Below are 16,525 nucleotides of genomic sequence, written 5' to 3' on the forward strand. Positions count from 1 at the left end.
GCCGGACCGGCGCCCGGGAGCGGCGCCGCCGCCGTGACCGGCCCGCTGACCAGGGCGGAGTCCCGGAGCCGCTCGCCGACGGCCGCGGCCAGCCCGGGATCGGCCGTGATGCGCCAGTCGACGGTCACCGCACCGTCGTCGCGCTGCTCGACCGTCTCGTTCCACACGATCGCGCGGATGCGGTCGTGGTCGCCGGCGGCGACCGTCGCGAGCACCTGGTCCCACCAGGCCTCCTTGATGTCGCGCTCGGACGGGCCGTCCGTCCCCGGATCGTAGAAGGCGCCGGTCTCCACCATGAGCGGCTTCTCGCGGCCGACGGCGTACGCGGCGTAGAAGTCGTCCTGCCCCGCGGATCCGGCCGGCTCCCCGGAGCCCAGCATGGCGCCGAACGAGCCGGCCTCCGGCAGGACGTTGCGGGCCGGACCCGTGCCGGTCTCGTCGAGATAGGCCACCAGCCCCACCCAGTCGACCACGTCGTCGCCCGGGTAGTAGGGACCGTAGGGGTCGTCCTCCCGGTCCCAGACGCCGTCGGCGTTCGTGTCCGGGGCGGCCGGTCCACCGCTGCGCGCCGGGGCGCTGGACGAATCCCGGAAGGGGTAGTCCGTGCCGACCGTGGGCGACCAGACCATGACCGGGTCCGGGAGCTCGGCGTCGAGCGCGCTCGCCACCGTGCGGAACGCCTCCGTGTACGCCTCGGGCTGCTGCCCCCACGGCACCCAGGTGGTGTTCATCTGCGGGGCGAAGCGGACGAAGACCGTGCCGGGGAACCCCTCCGCGGCGTCCGCGAGCTGTCCTGCCAGGACCGCGGCCTGCGCCTGGTCCACCCGGTCCAGCGCGATCTCGGGGCGGACGGTGAGCAGGGCGTGGGCGCCCTGCGCGGAGACCTGGGAGAGGTAGTCCCGCAGGTGGCCCTGCTCCTGCTCGTCCATCGGCAGCGGGACGGGCCTGCCGTAGACGGCCGCCGGCGCGCCGAGACGCTCGGCGTGGCCGGCCGCCGTGTCCGTGCCCCAGTCCAGCAGGGCCCCCAGGTACGGGCCCTCTGGGCCCTCGTCCTCCGCGGCCCGGGCGGCCCCGGACGGCACGAGGAGGAGCGCGAGCAGGAGCAGGATCAGCGCCGCGGCGGCCGGGGGGCGCACGCGTCCTCGGACGATGGGTACCAGGGTGCCCTCCAGGGTCGGTCCGCGTGCGGCGTCGTCCGCTCGCAGGGGGGACCGTCGCCCGGGGGTGCCGAGGCGGCCGGGGGGCCTGCGGCGGACGACGGACGTCACGCGGGAGGACTCTCCCCGCGTGCGTCCACCGATATCATCACGGTGCGGCTCCGGATGCGCGGAGGCTCGGGCCGTGTCCCCGGAGGCTCCCCCTCAGGATCCCCCGGCTTCGTGCGGACCGCGCCGGCGGGATCCGTCGGTGCCGGGCCGCTCAGTGCTCGCCGTCGTCATCGCCCTTCTGGTGCGAGTGCTCGCCCTCGTCCTTCATGTCGTCGTGGTGCTTCCTGCTCCTCCAGTCGTCGTCGTCGTAGAAGTGCCACTTCTCGTGCTCTTCGCAGTACCACCAGTGGTCCTGGTGATCGCCGTCGTCGCGGTCGTACTCGTCGTCCTTGTCGTCCCGGTCGTACTTGCCGTCGTGGTCGTCCTCGTCGTCCCGGTCGTACTTGTCGTCCTTGTTGTCCTTGTCGTCCTTGTCGTCCCGGTCGTACTTGCCGTCGTGGTCGTCCCGGTCGTACTTGTCGTCCCGGTGCTCCCTGCGGTCCCGGTCGTCCCGGTCGCGCTCCTCGTCGCGACCCCGGTCGTCGTCGCCGTTGCCGCCGCGATGGTATGCGTACTTCCGCTCCTCGTCGTCACCGCGGTCCCTGCGATCCTCGCGGTCGCCGCGATCGCCGCGGTCGCCGCGATCGCCGCGGTCGCCGCGGTCGTGACGACTTTCATGCGATTCACTGTGGTCTCCACGGCTCTTGCCGTTATCCTGATCTGACCCCGCGACCGCCGGGGTGGCAACCGTTCCTCCCACGAGGGCGGCGGCCATGGCCGCGCCGACGAGGGTCTTCCGCAGACTGCTCATTGCTGCTCCTGTGGAGAGGGCATGACATGGGGATCGTCATGCGATCGAGATGTTCCGAGACCTGGGCAAGAGGTCTCACCTATGAGATAGGTAGGAACACCGTAGGAGTGAGCTGAGTCACGGTTCAAGACTCCGGCCGGGGCGATCACGATCACGGTTCCGTCTCGTCGCATCCCCGGAGCGGCATGTCCTGTCCGGACCCTCGCCGGTGCGGTCCCGGCGCGGTCGGGCCGCCGGCAACCCCGGAAGCCGGACCGGCAGAATCCCCGTGACGGCGCGGATCTCCGGCTCACCCCTTGCCACCGCACATCTTCCGAGGGGGTCAGGAGCGAGTTCGCCGCAGCCCGGCCGGGACACGGACATCAGCATGCGCACACCCCGCACCGAGACCGCGGCGCAACATGTGACGTCATGAGCGGTCGCGAGTGCAACGTCGCGGACCGGTGGAGCCCCCTACCGGATTCGAACCGGTGACCCCCTGTTTACAAGACAGGTGCTCTGGCCAGCTGAGCTAAGGAGGCGGATCGGCCCTCGGGCCTCCGCACGGGTGCGGCCCCGGCGGCCGGTTCCCCAGGATATCGGACGCGTTGCAGGACCCCGAAATCCCCGGGCGCCCGGACGGTCCGCACAGCGCGACGGCGGAGCGGGGACCCTACTCCTTGGCCTCCACGGCCGCGTCGAGGGCCTCCTGGAACGCCTCGTTGCCCAGCCGCTCTCCGTCGATGAAGACGGTCGGGGTGCCGGACACGCCGTTGGCGAGGGACTCCTGCGAGACGACGTTGACCATCGGCCGCCACGTGTCCTCCTCGAGCGCGCCCGCGATGTCGGCGCCGTGCGAGGAGGCGATCTCCACGAGCTGCTCGTCGTCCAGCCCACCGGTGCCCTGGTGGCTGAACACCTCCTCGACGAAGGCCAGGTACTGCTCGGCCGAGGACTGGTTGCCCACCTCGTAGGCGGCGGCCGCGGCCCGCGAGGAGTACTGCGTCGGCGTCGAGCGGTCGAGGAAGTTGAGGTTGCGGTACTCGAGGACGATGTCGCCGGAGGTCACGGCCTTCTCGAGCGCATCGGCGTTCTCGGCCTCGAAGTCGGCGCAGTGCACGCACTCGAAGTCCTGGAAGATCACGACCTGCACGGGCTCGCCGTCGCCCGAGGCCTCGACGCCCGGCGGGACGGCGGAGTCGTCCGGGGTCTCCGGGGCCTCGGGCACCTCGGCGAGGTCGCGCTCCTCGACCTCGGACTCGCCCGTGCGGATCCCGTCGGCCGTCAGCACCGTGCCGCCCCACTGGTTGGCGCTGGCGGGAACGGGCCCGGCCTCGGGGATCTGCTGGGCCCGGTTCTGCGCCACGACGACGCCGATCACCGCGACGATCACGAGGACCAGGGCGAGGATGCCCAGCTGCAGGATCCGGCGGGAGCGCTTGTCCTGCCGTGCGTGCTGGTCCGCGACCTGCCGAGCCCGCTCCCGGGCGGCGTCGCGGTTCCGGGGATCGGGGGTGGTGCTGCTGCTGGCTGCCATGGGTCCTCTTCGAAAGATCCTGGGGGGTGGACGGGGAGGTGTCGTCGCCCAGATTATCGGACCCCCTCCCGGGCCGCCGACTCAGGAGATCCCCAGGCAGAACCGTGAGCACGCTGATGAATAGACTGGGACGAGGACGACGACGACCTACCGGAAGGACATCCCGTGAGTGCAGAGCATCCCCCCACCGCCTCCTCGGCCGACCTGGAGGAGGTGCCGGAACCCCGGACGGACGTGCCGCAGGAGGCCGGTTACGACTTCGTCGTGGTCTCCAACCGGCTGCCGGTGGAGCGCGTCGTCGAGCACGGGCAGTCCTCCTGGCGCCGCTCCCCCGGCGGCCTCGTGGCCGCCCTGTCCCCCGTCATGGCCCGCAACGCCGGCGCCTGGGTGGGCTGGCACGGGGCCCCTGACGAGACGCTCGAGCGCTTCGACCACGACGTCTTCCACCTCGCCCCCGTGCCGCTGTCCGCCGAGGAGGTGCAGGCCTACTACGAGGGCTTCTCCAACGCGACCCTCTGGCCGCTCTACCACGACGTCATCGCGCCGCCGGAGTTCCACCGCACGTGGTGGAACAGCTACCGCCAGGTCAACCGCCGCTTCGCGGAGCGGACCGCCGAGATCGCCGCCGAGAACGCCACGGTGTGGGTGCAGGACTACCAGCTGCAGCTGGTCCCCAAGATGCTGCGCGAGCTGCGGCCGGACCTCACGATCGGGTTCTTCAACCACATCCCGTTCCCGCCCCTGGAGATCTTCGCGCAGCTGCCCTGGCGGCGGGCCGTCCTCGACGGGCTCTCGGGCGCGGACCTCATCGGCTTCCAGCGCCCGGGTGACGCCCAGAACTTCCAGCGCTGCGTGCGGCGGTTCCTGGACGTGCCGTTCAAGAACGGAGCGGCCCGGTTCGGCACGGACGACGACGCGTGGACCGTGCGCGCGGCGTCCTACCCCATCTCCATCGACGCGCAGTCGATCCAGGAGCTGGCCTCCCGGCCGGAGGTGAAGGACCGGGCCCGGGAGATCCGGCACGAGCTCGGCGACCCGGAGACCGTGTTCCTGGGCGTCGACCGCCTGGACTACACCAAGGGCATCCTGCACCGCATCAAGGCCTACGGCGAGCTGCTCGAGGACGGCAGGCTGACGGTGGGGCCGTCGGTGCTGATCCAGGTGGCGAACCCCTCCCGGGAGCGCGTGGAGTCCTACGTCCAGCTGCGGGAGGACGTGGAGGGCCTCGTGGGCCACCTCAACGGCCAGCACGACACCATCTCGCACACCGCGATCCGCTACCTGCACCACGGCTATCCGTTCGAGGAGATGGTGGCGCTGTACCTGGCGACCGACGTCATGCTCGTGACCTCCCTCCGGGACGGCATGAACCTGGTGGCGAAGGAGTACGTGGCGGCCAAGACGGACGGGTCCGGGACCCTGGTCCTCTCGGAGTTCACCGGCGCCGCCGAGCAGCTCAAGCAGGCGCTGCTGGTCAACCCCCACGACATCGACGGACTCAAGGACGCGATGCTGCGGGCCAAGGACATGCCCGCGCCCGAGGCGAAGAAGCGGATGCGCTCGATGCGCCGGCAGGTCCTGGGCAACGACGTCAACGACTGGTCCGAGGCGTTCCTGCGGGACCTCGCCCGCACCCGCCCCGGGACGACCGAGGAGGAGGAGCAGTGATGGCCCCGCACGACGACACCCGCCCGGCGCTCGAGGACGCCCTCGCCCGCGCGGCGGAGGCCGGGACCCTGCTGGTCGCCCTCGACTTCGACGGCACCCTGGCGCCCTTCACGGACGACCCGGACGACAGCCGCGCGCTGCCGGAGGCCCGGTCCGCGCTGGAGGAGCTCCTGACGCTGGACCGCACGTACGTGGCCGTCATCTCCGGCCGGCCGATGCGGTTCCTCCGCTCCGTGGTGGACCCGGACGGCCGGATGCTCCTCTCCGGCTCGCACGGGGCGGAGCTGCTCCTCGACGCCCTGGGGGACGCCGCCGCCGACACCGCCCTGCAGCTCTCCCCGGCCCAGCTGGAGCTGCTGGCACAGGCCACCGCGCTCGTGGAGGCACAGGTGGCCCGGTACCCCGGGTCCAGGCTGGAGCTCAAGCCGACGGGGGCCGCCTTCCACACCCGCACGATGGCGGACCAGAGCCTGTGCGCCCGCGCGGAGCAGGAGATGGTCGAGCAGTTCGAGCAGCTCGAGGGGCTGAAGATCACCCCGGGCCAGCACGTGGTCGAGTCCTCCGTGCACTCCGCGACCAAGGGTGAGGGCATCACGGCGTTCATGCAGGCCACCGGCGCCGACGTCACCCTGTTCGCCGGCGACGACGTGACGGACGAGAACGCGATGCGCGAGCTCGGCCCCGCCGATCTCGGCATCAAGGTGGGCACGGGGCAGAGCGTGGCCGCGCACCGGGTCGCGTCCCCGGAGGACCTGGCCGCGGCCCTGATCCGGCTGTCCGAACTGCGCCGGGGCGCGCTGCCGTGACCTCGGATGACGGCGCGCCGATGGCGGAGACGCCCCGAAGGTGATTAGGATCACTGTGGCCCCCATCACCTGAGGGGGCAGCTCTTCTCCTTCGGATCGTCCGGCACGTGCCTGCCGGGAAAGAGGCCTTGAACCATGTCTTCTGTGCGCTATGCCAATGTGACCTGCCAGTACCCCGGGGCCGAGCGGCCCTCGGTGACCGACCTGAACCTGGACATCGCCGACGGGGAGTTCCTCGTCCTGGTGGGCCCCTCCGGGTGCGGGAAGTCCACCACCCTGCGGATGCTCGCCGGGCTGGAAGAGGTCACCGGGGGCAACATCTACATCGGCGACCGCGACGTCACCGACGTCCCCTCCCGGGACCGCGACATCGCGATGGTCTTCCAGAACTACGCCCTCTACCCGCACATGACCGTGGCCGAGAACATGGGCTTCGCCCTGAAGATCGCCAAGATCTCCGCCGAGGAGCGCCGCCGCCGGGTCGAGGAGGCGGCGAAGATCCTGGACCTGACCGACTACCTGGACCGCAAGCCCAAGGCGCTGTCCGGCGGGCAGCGCCAGCGCGTGGCCATGGGCCGTGCCATCGTGCGCTCCCCGCAGGTGTTCCTGATGGACGAGCCGCTGTCGAACCTGGACGCGAAGCTGCGCGTGCAGACCCGCACCCAGATCGCCTCCCTGACCCGCCGGCTGGGGGTCACCACCGTCTACGTCACCCACGACCAGGTCGAGGCGATGACCATGGGCGATCGGGTCGCGGTGCTCAAGGACGGGCACCTCATGCAGGTCGACACCCCGCGGGCGCTCTACGACCGGCCGGCCACGGAGTTCGTGGCCGGGTTCATCGGCTCCCCGGCGATGAACCTCTTCCGGGTGCCCGTGGCGGGCGGGGCGGCGACCTTCGGCACCATGCGCCTGGAACTGACCCGGGAGCAGCAGGCGGCCCTGACCGGGGACAAGGTCACCGTCGGCATCCGCCCCGAGGACCTGCACCCGGCCGCCGAGGGCACCGGGCTGCCGATCGAGGCCGACGTGGTCGAGGAGCTCGGCGCCGACGCCTTCGTCTACGGCCACCTCGCCCCGGTCACCGCGGCGAACACGGTCGTGACGGTGGACCCGACCGGGACCGTGGAGGAGGACGCCGCCGGGGCCCACGAGATCATCGTCCGGGTCGAGGGCCGCACCCCGCCGAGGGCCGGGGCCACGATCTGGGTCGCCCCGAACCTCGACCACGTGCACCTGTTCGACACCGCCACCGGCAACCGCCTCCCCGACTGACCCCAGCGGCCGACCGACCGCACCGACGCCACGGCGCCCTCCCCCGACGGGGAGGGCGCCGTGGCGCGTCCGGGGCCGGATCAGCCGTCGGCGGGGTGAGCGGCGAGCACCTGCTCGACGAGGTCCGGGTCGGCGTCCTGCACGTCCCAGGTGCCGGTGCGGTCGTGGTAGTCCCGTGCGGCCGCCGTCACGTTGTAGCGACTGGCGTCGCGCGGCGGATCGGAGTGCTCCAGCACGTGGAGAAGGTGCGTCTCGGCCTGGGCGAGCGCCTGGGGTTCATGCATGGCGGGTTCCTCTCGGGACGGACCGGGTCGCTCAGGACCCGGAGTGATCAGCCAACTGACGAATTCTAGTGGATGTTCCGGGGCCGCGCACTGCCGACCCAGGGTCGGGCCGGGACCGCCGTGGTGGACGCGGCGCCCGGTGGCCCTTTCCTCGGCACCGCCGGGCGCTCAGCGCAGGTCCAGCTCCTCGAGCTCCTCGTAGAGCTCGGCGGTGCGGCCCACCCGTCGTCGCCCGTCCGGACCCGCGGCGGCCAGCACGCCGTCGGCGAGCACCGACACGAGGCTCATGGCCGCCGCGTAGGAGTCGAACGGGCCCACGCCGTCGAGGGGGCACTCGATCCACAGGTCCACGGCCGAGGCGTGGCGCCGGGCCGTGCTGTCGGCGACGAGCACGGTCCGCGCCCCCGTGGCCGCGCAGACCTCCACCAGGCGCTCGAACCCGCGGGGGCGCCGCCGGAAGCCCAGCAGGACGACGACGTCGCCCTCGCCCACGTCCACGAGCTCCTCGCCGAGGGTCTGGCCGGGCAGCGGGGCGAGCCGGACGCGGTCCCGCGCCTGCTGCAGCTGCTGCTTCAGGTGCAGGGCGACCGGGTAGCTGTTGCGCAGGCCCACGACCAGGACCGTTCCCGCGTCGGCGAGCGCGCGCACGGCCCGGGCCGGGCGGTCCTCCCCCGCCGGGTCCAGGACCTTGCGCAGGTTCTTGAGCTCCTGCTCCAGGTGCTGGCTCAGCTCCGGGTCCGCGTCGGGGCCGAGCGGCACGCCCTGCTGGCGCAGGGTGCGGGCCGTCTCCCGGAGGTCGGTGAAGGACTCGAAGCCCAGGTGCCGGTACAGCCGGGAGAGGGTGGCGCGGGAGACGCCGCTCATCTGCGCCAGCTCCGCCGAGCTGTACAGGGCGAGGTCGTCCAGGTGGTCCAGGATCAGGTCGGCGGCCCGCTGCTCCTGGGGCGAGAGCCCGGCGTAGTGCGCATGGATGCGCTGTTCGATCGACACCCTCCCCACCCTAGCGACCGCCGGGATCGGGCGCGGGAGGCCCCGCGGGGACTTCCGGCCCGTGCCGGTTGCTAGCATGACCAGGTATGAAGGGTTCCCTGGCCCCACACTTCCCCCTCGCACCCCAGGACGGTCCCGCCCCCGGCGGACGGTCCGGGAGCGTGTCCATCCAGACGGCCTTCCCGGACCCCGTGCTCCTGGAGCTGCCGTGGGACACCCCCCTCGAGCAGTGGCCGGAGGACGTCCTCGCCGCTCTCCCCCGCGGCATCTCCCGGCACGTGGTGCGCTTCGCCCACGCCGGCGAGAAGATCGTCGCCGTCAAGGAGACCGTCCCCCACTACGCCCGGCACGAGTACGCCACCCTGCGCCGGCTGCAGCGCATGGGCATCCCGTCCGTGGTACCGGACTCCGTGGTCACGGACCGGTACACGCCCGAGGGCGAGCCCCTGCCCGCCGCCCTGGTGACCGACCACCTGAGCTTCTCCCTGCCCTACCGGGCCATCTTCTCCGCCGGCCCCAGCGCCGCCACGGTCGAGCGGCTCGTGGACGCGCTGGCCTCCCTCATCGTGCAGCTGCACCTCTCGGGCTTCTACTGGGGCGACGTCTCGCTCTCGAACACCCTGTTCCGCCGGGACGCCGGCGCGTTCGCCGCCTACCTGGTGGACGCCGAGACCGGCGAGATCCACCCGGAGCTCACGCGCGGCCAGCGGGGGTACGACATCGAGCTGGCCCGCACCAACGTGGCCGGGGAGATCATGGACCTGCTCGCGGGCGCCGTCGAGGAGGGCCACGACATCGCGGACGTGGTGGACCCCTTCGAGGTCTCCGACCGGCTCGTGGCCACCTACGAGTTCCTGTGGCGCGAGCTGACGGTCGAGGAGACCTTCAGCATGGACGAGCGCTGGCGCGTGGTCGAGCGGGTGCGCCGCCTCAACGAGCTCGGCTTCGACGTCGAGGAGGCGTCCATGGACACGGTCGACGGGCGGATCCGGCTGCGCCCGCAGGTCGTGGAGCCCGGCCACCACACCCGCCGCCTGCAGCGGCTCACCGGCCTCGGCGCCCACGAGAACCAGGCGCGCCGGCTGCTGACCGACATCGCCCAGCTCGGGCAGGACCTCTACCCCGGCCTGCCCGAGGAGCTCGTGGCCCAGCTGTGGATGCGCGAGGTGTTCTCCCCGATCATGGAGGCGGTCACCCCGCCGATGCGCCGCAAGCTCGAGCCCGCCGAGATCGTGCACGAGGTGCTCGAGCACCGGTGGTTCCTCTCCGAGCGCGCCGGCAAGGACGTGGCGACGCACACGGCGGTCGAGGACTACGTGGCCTCGGAGCTGGCCCAGCGCCCGGACGAGCGGGAGGTCTTCTGAGCCGGGAGCCGGCCCGCACGTGTCAGGGCCGGTGCGCCTCCAGGACCCCGGTCAGGGTCCGGTGCACCCGCCGGGGCCAGTCGTCGCCCAGGCTCCCGTACCGGGCCACGTGCGAGTAGGCGGAGCCCAGCACGAAGTCCAGCACGACGTCGACGTCCAGGTCCGGGCTCAGCCGTCCCGCCGCCGTCTCCGCCGCGAGGAGCTCCTTGAGCCGCTCCACGCGCGGGCGGACCAGGTGCGCGCGCAGGATCCGGGACGTCTCCGATTCCGGGTCGCTCAGCAGGGAGACCGCCACCCCGATGCCCATGTCGTGGAGCAGGAAGTCCAGTGCCTCGGCGAGGCCCTCGTCCCAGCTCGCCGGGGCGCTCGGCCGTTGCGGCGAGTACGTGGCCACGGCGTCCTCGAGGGCCCCCTCGAGCATCTCCAGGCTGTTCGCGTAGCGGCGGTAGATCGACGTCTTGGCCACGCCGGAGGCCGCCGAGACCGCTTCGATGGTCACCCGGTGCGGTCCGCCCTCGCGCAGGAGGGCCAGTGCCGCAGCGGTGATCTTCTTGTCGGTGGTGACGGTCCGCGGATCGGTCCGGTCGTCGTCGCCCATCGGTGCCCTCCTGCTCGCCGTCCGCCGCCGGAGCGCTCAGGCGGTCTTCCAGTCCTCGATGGGCCAGTGGTTCTTCCGGGCCAGCCGGTACAGGGGCAGGTCGGGGTTGACCGTGTACGGGTGGCCCATGAGCAGCAGCCAGCTGGCGTCCGCGTGGGAGTCCCCGTAGCCGTAGGAGCGGGAGAGGTCGTAGCCGCCCTGCTCGGCGTACTTCTTGAGCCACTGGGCCCGCGCCTCGTCGACCAGGGGCGGAGCGGCGAGGTAGCCGGTCATCACGCCGTCGCGCTCGTCCATCCGGCCCGCCACGACCTCGTCGAAGAGGTGCGCGATCGGCTCCACGAGCAGGTCGATGGACCCGGTGACCAGCACCGTGCGGTGCCCCGCGGCGCGGTGCTCCTCGATCCGGCTCAGGGCCCCGGGGCGCAGGAGGCGCCGCATGTCCTCGCCGAGCGGCCCGGCCACCTGCTCCCGCACGGTCCCGGCGGGCACGCCCTGGTAGCGGCGCATGAACGCCCGGATGAACTCCCCCCGGTCCCGCTTCTCGGCCTTGAGGTAGGTCGGGGCGCTCGAGACGAGGTCGGCGACCTCCGCGGGCCACTTCGCCAGGTGCAGCGTCCGGCGGCGCAGCTGGAGGTACTGGCGGATGACCGTGGAGTCCAGGACGGTGCCCTCGAGGTCGAAGACCGCGAGCACGTCCGTGCCCTCGCTGAGACCCCGCCGGGTCGTGCCGCGCCGCTTGGACGCCGCCTGGAGCCGGCCGTAGGCCTTGGTCATCGTGGTCAGCGCCGGCAGGTGCACGTTCTTCCAGTAGTCGGCCCAGTCGATCGACCGGACGTCGAAGGTCCGGTCCTCCGGCGTGCCGGCGGGCAGCGAGTCGTTGAGCTGCCGCGTGCTGGCGTCGTCGAAGATCATCTCGGTGCGCGTGTAGGACTGGTAGAGGTCCACGTAGGTGCGCAGGGAGCCGAGGCCGGACTGCATCCGGTGCAGGGAGGTCGACCACTCCCGGGTGCGGGAGGTCGCGGGCAGCGCGGAGGTGATCCGGCCGCCCACGGCGGAGAGCCGCTCCTTGACCGCCAGCGAGCGCTCCACGGCGTTGTTGGCCGGGAACTTCCACTCGGGCACCCGGATGGGCTTGCCGTCGGCGTCCTCGAGCGGGTGGGCGAGGAAGAAGGAGCGGACGTTCTCGTACATCTGGTGGAACGGGAGCGGGTTCGAGGCGCCCGAGCAGACCTGGTAGTACGCGGGGGCGGGGTCCGCCTGCCCGTCGGGGGTGGCCGCGCCCGACGGGGCGCGGTGCCCGCCCGTGGCCAGCGCCACGATCGCGTTGACCACGAAGTCGACGGGGATGACGTCGAGCACGGAGTCCGGCAGCCCCGGGAACTCCGGCAGGGCGCCCTTGGCGTAGGCCATGATCAGCGGGTCGGCCACCTTGTAGCCGTCGATCCAGCCGGGGTACGGGTGGCGCAGCGCGGACTCGATAATGGAGGGACGCACCACGGAGAGGCGGTGGCCGGCGCCCGCCCACTTCTGCTCGGCGACCCGCTCGCCCAGGGCCTTCGTGAAGGTGTAGATGTCGGTCCAGCCGAGGGACTGCGCCCGGGTGCGCCCGTACTCGACGAGGCGGGTGCGGACCCACTCCTCGCGCGCGGCCTCCGCGGCGCGGGCCACCGACTTGGGCCCCTCCTTGCCGTGGTCCGCGGTGGCGGCGTCGATGATGGCCTGCAGCCGCTCCGGGGTGCGGGAGGCCATCTCGGCCTCCTCGCGCGCCCGCTGGGCGGCCTCGAACTCGGCGGCCCAGTCGACCTCGTGGTCCACGGCCGCCTCGGGGCGCAGGCCCTTCGCGATCCCGCCGACGTAGCAGGTGGAGACGTGGATGACGTGCGGGTCCTGCCCGGAGGCCAGGAGCGCGTCGTAGAGACCGGTGGCGCCGCCGACGTTGGTGCTGAAGGCCTCGTGGATGGGCGGGTCGAAGGACACGGTGGAGGCCGAGTGGATCACCACGTCGAACGGCTCCGTGATGCCTGCGAGTGCCGACAGGTCCCCCTCGAGGACCGCGGTGCGCTCCGCGAAGACCCGCTTCGCCTCGTCGTCGCCCACGCTCTCCCGCCAGGTGCGGAAGGCGGGCTTGCGCAGCAGCTGCCGCAGCCGCTGCTCACCGCTGATGCTGCCCTTGGGACGGACGACGGCGGTGACGTGCACACCCTCGTGGGCGGACAGCAGCCGTTCGAGCACCGCCTGCCCGAGGAAGCCGGTGGCTCCCGTCAGCAGGACGCGCGTGGTGGGGGTCTCGGTCAACGGTGTTCCTCCGGTGGTGTGCTGGTCCGCCGCCGGTGCGGAGCGGGCGGGGGCTGCGGGCGGGCCCTGCCCGGCGGGCGACGACGACGCCCTCGAGCGGACCGCACCCGGCTGCGCTACGGCTACCGTAGTGTAGCCTAGATCTCATGCTTACCGCTCTCGTGACCGGGGGGACGTCCGGCATCGGCGCCGCGTTCGCCGAAGCCCTGGCCCGCCGGGGAAATGCACTCGTCCTGGTGGCCCGCGACGCGGACCGCCTCGAGCAGACGGCCTCCAGGCTGCGCTCGGAGCACGGCGTGCCGGTCGAGGTCCTGCCCGCGGACCTCTCCGACCGCACCGACGTGGACCGCGTCGCCGCCCGGGTCGAGGACCCCGAGCGACCCGTGGACGTGCTCGTGAACAACGCCGGGTTCTCCGTGAAGACCAGCTTCGCCGATCCGGACACCGGCGCCCACGACCGCGCGTTCGAGGTCATGTGCCGGGCCGTCCTGGTGCTCTCCTCGGCCGCGGCACGGGCGATGACGGCGCGCGGCTCCGGCTGGATCATCAACGTCTCCTCCACCGCGGGCCTGGTCACGATGGGCTCGTACTCGGCGATCAAGGCGTACACGACCGCGTTCACCGAGGCCCTCGCCGTGGAGCTCCACGGGACGGGCGTCCACGTCACCGCCCTGCTGCCCGGCTGGGTGCGCACCGAGTTCCACGAGCGCGCCGGCATCAGCGGCTCCTCGATCCCCTCCTTCATGTGGCTCAGCCCCGAGCGCGTGGTCGAGGAGGCCCTCGACGACGTCGCGCGCGGCAAGGTGCTCTCGATGCCCACCAAGCGCTACCGGCTCCTCGGGTTCGCCCTGCGGCACCTGCCGCGCTCCGCGGTGCGCCGGATCTCGGGGCTCGTCGCCTCGGCCCGCCAGAAGGAACGGGCGGCCGGCTCGTGACCCGCCGCGACCCCCAGGACCCGGTCCCGGTCCAGCGCTCCATCGACGGCGGCAGCGCCGGCTCCTCCCCCGAGGCCGCGCCGGAGGCCCCACCCGCGTCCTCCGCGCAGCTGAGCCCCGACCGCTTCCGCGACCCGCGGCGCCGCCTCGCCCGCCGGATCGCCCAGCGGGTGTTCCTGCAGGGCCTCGCGTACCGCACGGTCCGCCGGACCGTGGTGACGCACCCCGCGGCCGACGCCCTGGACGGGGCGTGCATCGTGGTGGCCAACCACTCGAGCCACCTCGACGCGCCGCTCGTCCTGGGCTCGGTGCCCCGGCGCATCCGCCGGGACCTCGCCACCGGGGTGGCCGCGGACTACTTCTTCACCGCCCCGCACAAGCGCATGTTCACCGAGCTGATCTTCAACGCCTTCCCGGTGGACCGGACGGGCACCGGAGCGAACCGGGGGCTGTCCAAGCAGCTGCTGAAGGCCGGCGTCCCGCTGCTGATCTTCCCGGAGGGCACCCGGTCCCGCACGGGGAAGATGGGGTCCTTCAAGATCGGTGCCGCGGGCCTGGCCAAGGCCGTGGGAGTGCCGGTGGTCCCCGTCGCCCTGATCGGTGCCTACGAGGCGATGCCCCGGGGCGCCCGCTGGCCGCGCCGCGGCCGCCCCCGCGTGGTGGTGGCCGTCGGCGAGCCGCTGGTCGCCCGGGAGAAGGAGCCCACCTCGTCCTTCAACGACCGCATCGAGGCCTCGGTGCGGGCGCTCTACGCCGAGCACCGTCCGCGCATCGACGCCTGAACCACCGTCACCCCCCGAGAACCAGGAGAGTACTGCGCAGATGGCACACGTGAAGCACATGAAGTGGTGGGGGTGGGGCGAGGAAGGCGTGCACTTCGAGTACGCGAACAAGCCCGCCTTCGCCCCGTTCGTCAAGAACGCCCTGGACGTGGACCTGCGGCCCCGGCAGCGCGACACCATCGACTTCTCCACGGTCAGCGTCCCCGCCTCCCGCGCCGGGGAGCCCCTCCTGGAGGCGCTGGCCGCCATCACCGGCGCAGAGCACCTGACCCTCGACGACGAGCTGCGGATCGTGCACTGGGCCGGCAAGTCCGTCACCGAGCTGCTGCTCACCCGGGCCGGGGACTTCGCGCGGGTGCCCGACGTGGTCGTGTACCCCGGCACGGAGGAGGAGGTCGCCCAGGTGCTGCGGCTCGCGGTGGAGCGCGACCTCGTGGTCATCCCCTTCGGCGGCGGCACGAGCATCTCGCGGAGTCTCCAGCCGGATCCCCATGAGGAACGAACGATCGTTTCCCTCGATCTGGGCCGGATGAACCAGGTCCTCTCGCTCGACGAGACGTCGGGGCTGGCCACCATCCAGGCCGGCGTGCTGGGCCCGGACATGGAGGAGCAGCTCAACGCCCGCGGGTGGACGCTGGGCCACTTCCCGGACTCCTTCACGCACTCGACCCTCGGCGGCTGGGCCGCCACACGCTCCTCGGGGATGCAGTCGGACAAGTACGGGGACATCGCCGACATCGTGCGCGGGCTGCGCGTGGTGCGCCCGGGCGGCACCGTGGTGCTGCGCCCCCTTCCCTCGACCTCCACGGGTCCGAGCCTGCGGGAGATGATGATCGGCTCCGAGGGCAGGCTGGGCGTGATCACCCAGCTGGACGTGCACGTGCACCGCATCGCCGAGCACCGCGAGGTCATCGCGTACATGTTCCCCACGTGGCAGCAGGCGCTCGTTGCGATGCGCGAGATCGCCCGGTCCGGCATCAGCACCACGTTCGCCCGCGTCTCCGACGCGCACGAGACCGCGTTCTCGCTCTCCACCCAGAAGGCCCCCGCCACGCTGAAGAAGAAGGTCACGGCCAAGGGCCAGGACGTGCTGTGGGAGCTGATGCGGCGCCGCGGCTGGGACACCGACGCCATGTGCATCGCCTACGTCTGCTTCGAGGGCGCCAAGCCCGAGGTGGAGCGCCGGAAGAAGGCCGTGGCCGGCATCGTCAAGAAGCAGGGCGCCCTGGTGCTCGGTGCGGGCCCCGGCGCGCTCTACGACCAGAAGAAGTTCGACACTCCGTACCTGCGCGACTTCCTGCTCGAGCAGAACACCATCGGCGACGTCTCCGAGACCGCCGCACCGTGGTCCAAGCTCACCACGGTGCACCAGGCTGTCTACGACGCCGCGCACCGGGCCTTCGAGGCGCAGGGCAAGACCGGGTGGATCATGTCCCACATGTCCCACTCGTACCACGCCGGCGCCTGCCTCTACTTCACCTTCGGCTACGAGATCGGCGAGGACCCCCACGCCGAGTACGCCGTGATCAAGAGCGCGATCCAGCAGGCGTTCATCGACGCCGGCGCCACGCTGTCCCACCACCACGGGGTGGGACTCGAGCACAGCCCCTGGATGGAGCAGGACGTCTCCCCCGAGGGCGTGCAGCTCCTGCGCAGCCTGTTCGCCGCGGCGGACCCGGGCGGCAACTTCAACCCCGGCAAGATCGTCGGCTGACCCTCCCGGGTCCGTACAGAGCAGAGCAGGCCCCCACCGTTGCCGGTGGGGGCCTGCTCTGTTGTTGTTCGGAGCGTTAAATGCGGGGAGCCCCCGCACCGTGTGGTGCGGGGGCTCGACCCTGGTGGTGTGGTCCGGCGGTGTCCTACTCTCCCACACCCTTCCGGGTGCAGTACCATCGGCGCTGCGGGTCTTAGCTTCCGGGTTCGGGATGGGACCGGGCGTTTCCCCCACGCTATG

The 16,525-nt window shown here is 72.2% G+C and carries 13 protein-coding genes, 1 tRNA gene, 1 rRNA gene and 1 pseudogene; 7 read left to right on the plus strand and 9 right to left on the minus strand.

Annotated features, from left to right (window positions below):
* The 4 genes and pseudogenes from CRM73_RS13775 to CRM73_RS13790 all read right to left on the minus strand — a co-directional run.
* A pseudogene (locus CRM73_RS13775) lies at positions 1-1,136 on the minus strand (OpgC domain-containing protein); the annotation flags it as partial.
* Between the two features lie 283 nt (positions 1,137-1,419).
* The gene (locus CRM73_RS13780; protein WP_229588135.1) at positions 1,420-2,058 is read right to left on the minus strand and encodes a hypothetical protein; all 639 of its coding nucleotides are present in this window, start codon (positions 2,056-2,058) and stop codon (positions 1,420-1,422) included.
* A gap of 444 nt (positions 2,059-2,502) precedes the next feature.
* Positions 2,503-2,579, minus strand: a tRNA-Thr gene (locus CRM73_RS13785).
* A gap of 131 nt (positions 2,580-2,710) precedes the next feature.
* Positions 2,711-3,574, minus strand: a complete 864-nt coding sequence (locus CRM73_RS13790; RefSeq protein WP_035930298.1) for a thioredoxin domain-containing protein — start codon at positions 3,572-3,574, stop codon at positions 2,711-2,713.
* Positions 3,575-3,739: 165 nt separating this feature from the next.
* Between CRM73_RS13790 and CRM73_RS13795 the strand changes: the two genes are divergently transcribed.
* The 3 genes from CRM73_RS13795 to CRM73_RS13805 all read left to right on the plus strand — a co-directional run bounded on the left by CRM73_RS13795 (position 3,740) and on the right by CRM73_RS13805 (position 7,323).
* Positions 3,740-5,242, plus strand: coding sequence for a trehalose-6-phosphate synthase (locus CRM73_RS13795; protein ID WP_017832778.1), 1,503 nt, complete (start codon positions 3,740-3,742; stop codon positions 5,240-5,242).
* Positions 5,242-6,048 carry a trehalose-phosphatase gene (otsB, locus tag CRM73_RS13800; RefSeq protein ID WP_035930291.1) on the plus strand — a complete coding sequence of 269 codons (807 nt, stop codon included), beginning with the start codon at positions 5,242-5,244 and terminating at the stop codon, positions 6,046-6,048. Before CRM73_RS13795 ends, otsB begins: the two co-directional genes overlap by 1 nt.
* A gap of 135 nt (positions 6,049-6,183) precedes the next feature.
* Positions 6,184-7,323: an ABC transporter ATP-binding protein gene (locus tag CRM73_RS13805; RefSeq protein WP_109222497.1), complete on the plus strand. Its 1,140-nt coding sequence runs from the start codon at positions 6,184-6,186 to the stop codon at positions 7,321-7,323.
* An 80-nt stretch (positions 7,324-7,403) separates the two neighbouring features.
* Here the strand turns inward: CRM73_RS13805 and CRM73_RS13810 are convergent, their stop codons facing one another.
* Positions 7,404-7,607, minus strand: a complete 204-nt coding sequence (locus CRM73_RS13810; protein ID WP_035930283.1) for a hypothetical protein — start codon at positions 7,605-7,607, stop codon at positions 7,404-7,406.
* 168 nt (positions 7,608-7,775) lie between these two features.
* Positions 7,776-8,597 carry a MurR/RpiR family transcriptional regulator gene (locus CRM73_RS13815; RefSeq protein ID WP_017832782.1) on the minus strand — a complete coding sequence of 274 codons (822 nt, stop codon included), beginning with the start codon at positions 8,595-8,597 and terminating at the stop codon, positions 7,776-7,778.
* A gap of 161 nt (positions 8,598-8,758) precedes the next feature.
* Here CRM73_RS13815 and CRM73_RS13820 point away from each other — a divergent pair, with 161 nt between their 5' ends.
* Complete coding sequence (locus CRM73_RS13820) at positions 8,759-9,961, plus strand: DUF4032 domain-containing protein (RefSeq protein WP_095650815.1); 1,203 nt, start codon at positions 8,759-8,761, stop codon at positions 9,959-9,961.
* A 22-nt stretch (positions 9,962-9,983) separates the two neighbouring features.
* Here CRM73_RS13820 and CRM73_RS13825 read toward each other — a convergent pair whose 3' ends face one another.
* Both CRM73_RS13825 and CRM73_RS13830 read right to left on the minus strand, forming a co-directional pair.
* A complete protein-coding gene (locus CRM73_RS13825; protein WP_095650814.1) occupies positions 9,984-10,559 on the minus strand; it encodes a TetR/AcrR family transcriptional regulator in 576 nt (191 codons plus the stop codon).
* Positions 10,560-10,595: 36 nt separating this feature from the next.
* On the minus strand, positions 10,596-12,854 hold the full coding sequence (locus tag CRM73_RS13830) for an HAD-IB family phosphatase (protein ID WP_017832785.1): 2,259 nt from the start codon (positions 12,852-12,854) through the stop codon (positions 10,596-10,598).
* Positions 12,855-13,000: 146 nt separating this feature from the next.
* Here CRM73_RS13830 and CRM73_RS13835 point away from each other — a divergent pair, with 146 nt between their 5' ends.
* From CRM73_RS13835 to CRM73_RS13845, 3 genes are read left to right on the plus strand one after another with little or no spacing between them, the layout of a single operon-like run.
* Positions 13,001-13,789 (plus strand): SDR family oxidoreductase, encoded by a 789-nt coding sequence (locus CRM73_RS13835; RefSeq protein ID WP_035930281.1) that lies wholly within the window; start codon positions 13,001-13,003, stop codon positions 13,787-13,789.
* Positions 13,786-14,571, plus strand: a complete 786-nt coding sequence (locus CRM73_RS13840) for a 1-acyl-sn-glycerol-3-phosphate acyltransferase (protein WP_017832787.1) — start codon at positions 13,786-13,788, stop codon at positions 14,569-14,571. The genes CRM73_RS13835 and CRM73_RS13840 overlap by 4 nt, the downstream gene beginning before the upstream one ends.
* A gap of 40 nt (positions 14,572-14,611) precedes the next feature.
* Entirely contained in the window at positions 14,612-16,285 is a 1,674-nt protein-coding gene (locus tag CRM73_RS13845) for an FAD-binding oxidoreductase (RefSeq protein WP_035930276.1), read from the plus strand.
* Positions 16,286-16,417: 132 nt separating this feature from the next.
* Here the strand turns inward: CRM73_RS13845 and rrf are convergent.
* Positions 16,418-16,525, minus strand: a 5S ribosomal RNA gene (gene rrf / locus CRM73_RS13850); the annotation flags it as partial.

The sequence above is a fragment of the Kocuria sp. CCUG 69068 genome, assembly GCF_020833785.1.
GTDB lineage: Bacteria > Actinomycetota > Actinomycetes > Actinomycetales > Micrococcaceae > Kocuria > Kocuria rosea.

Coding starts and splice junctions, on each gene's coding strand:
- CRM73_RS13780 (WP_229588135.1), bottom strand. CDS start 2,058: ATGAGCAGTCTGCGGAAGACCCTCGTCGGCGCGGCCATGGCCGCCGCC.
- CRM73_RS13790 (WP_035930298.1), bottom strand. CDS start 3,574: ATGGCAGCCAGCAGCAGCACCACCCCCGATCCCCGGAACCGCGACGCC.
- otsB (WP_035930291.1), top strand. CDS start 5,242: ATGGCCCCGCACGACGACACCCGCCCGGCGCTCGAGGACGCCCTCGCC.
- CRM73_RS13805 (WP_109222497.1), top strand. CDS start 6,184: ATGTCTTCTGTGCGCTATGCCAATGTGACCTGCCAGTACCCCGGGGCC.
- CRM73_RS13810 (WP_035930283.1), bottom strand. CDS start 7,607: ATGCATGAACCCCAGGCGCTCGCCCAGGCCGAGACGCACCTTCTCCAC.
- CRM73_RS13825 (WP_095650814.1), bottom strand. CDS start 10,559: ATGGGCGACGACGACCGGACCGATCCGCGGACCGTCACCACCGACAAG.
- CRM73_RS13835 (WP_035930281.1), top strand. CDS start 13,001: ATGCTTACCGCTCTCGTGACCGGGGGGACGTCCGGCATCGGCGCCGCG.
- CRM73_RS13845 (WP_035930276.1), top strand. CDS start 14,612: ATGGCACACGTGAAGCACATGAAGTGGTGGGGGTGGGGCGAGGAAGGC.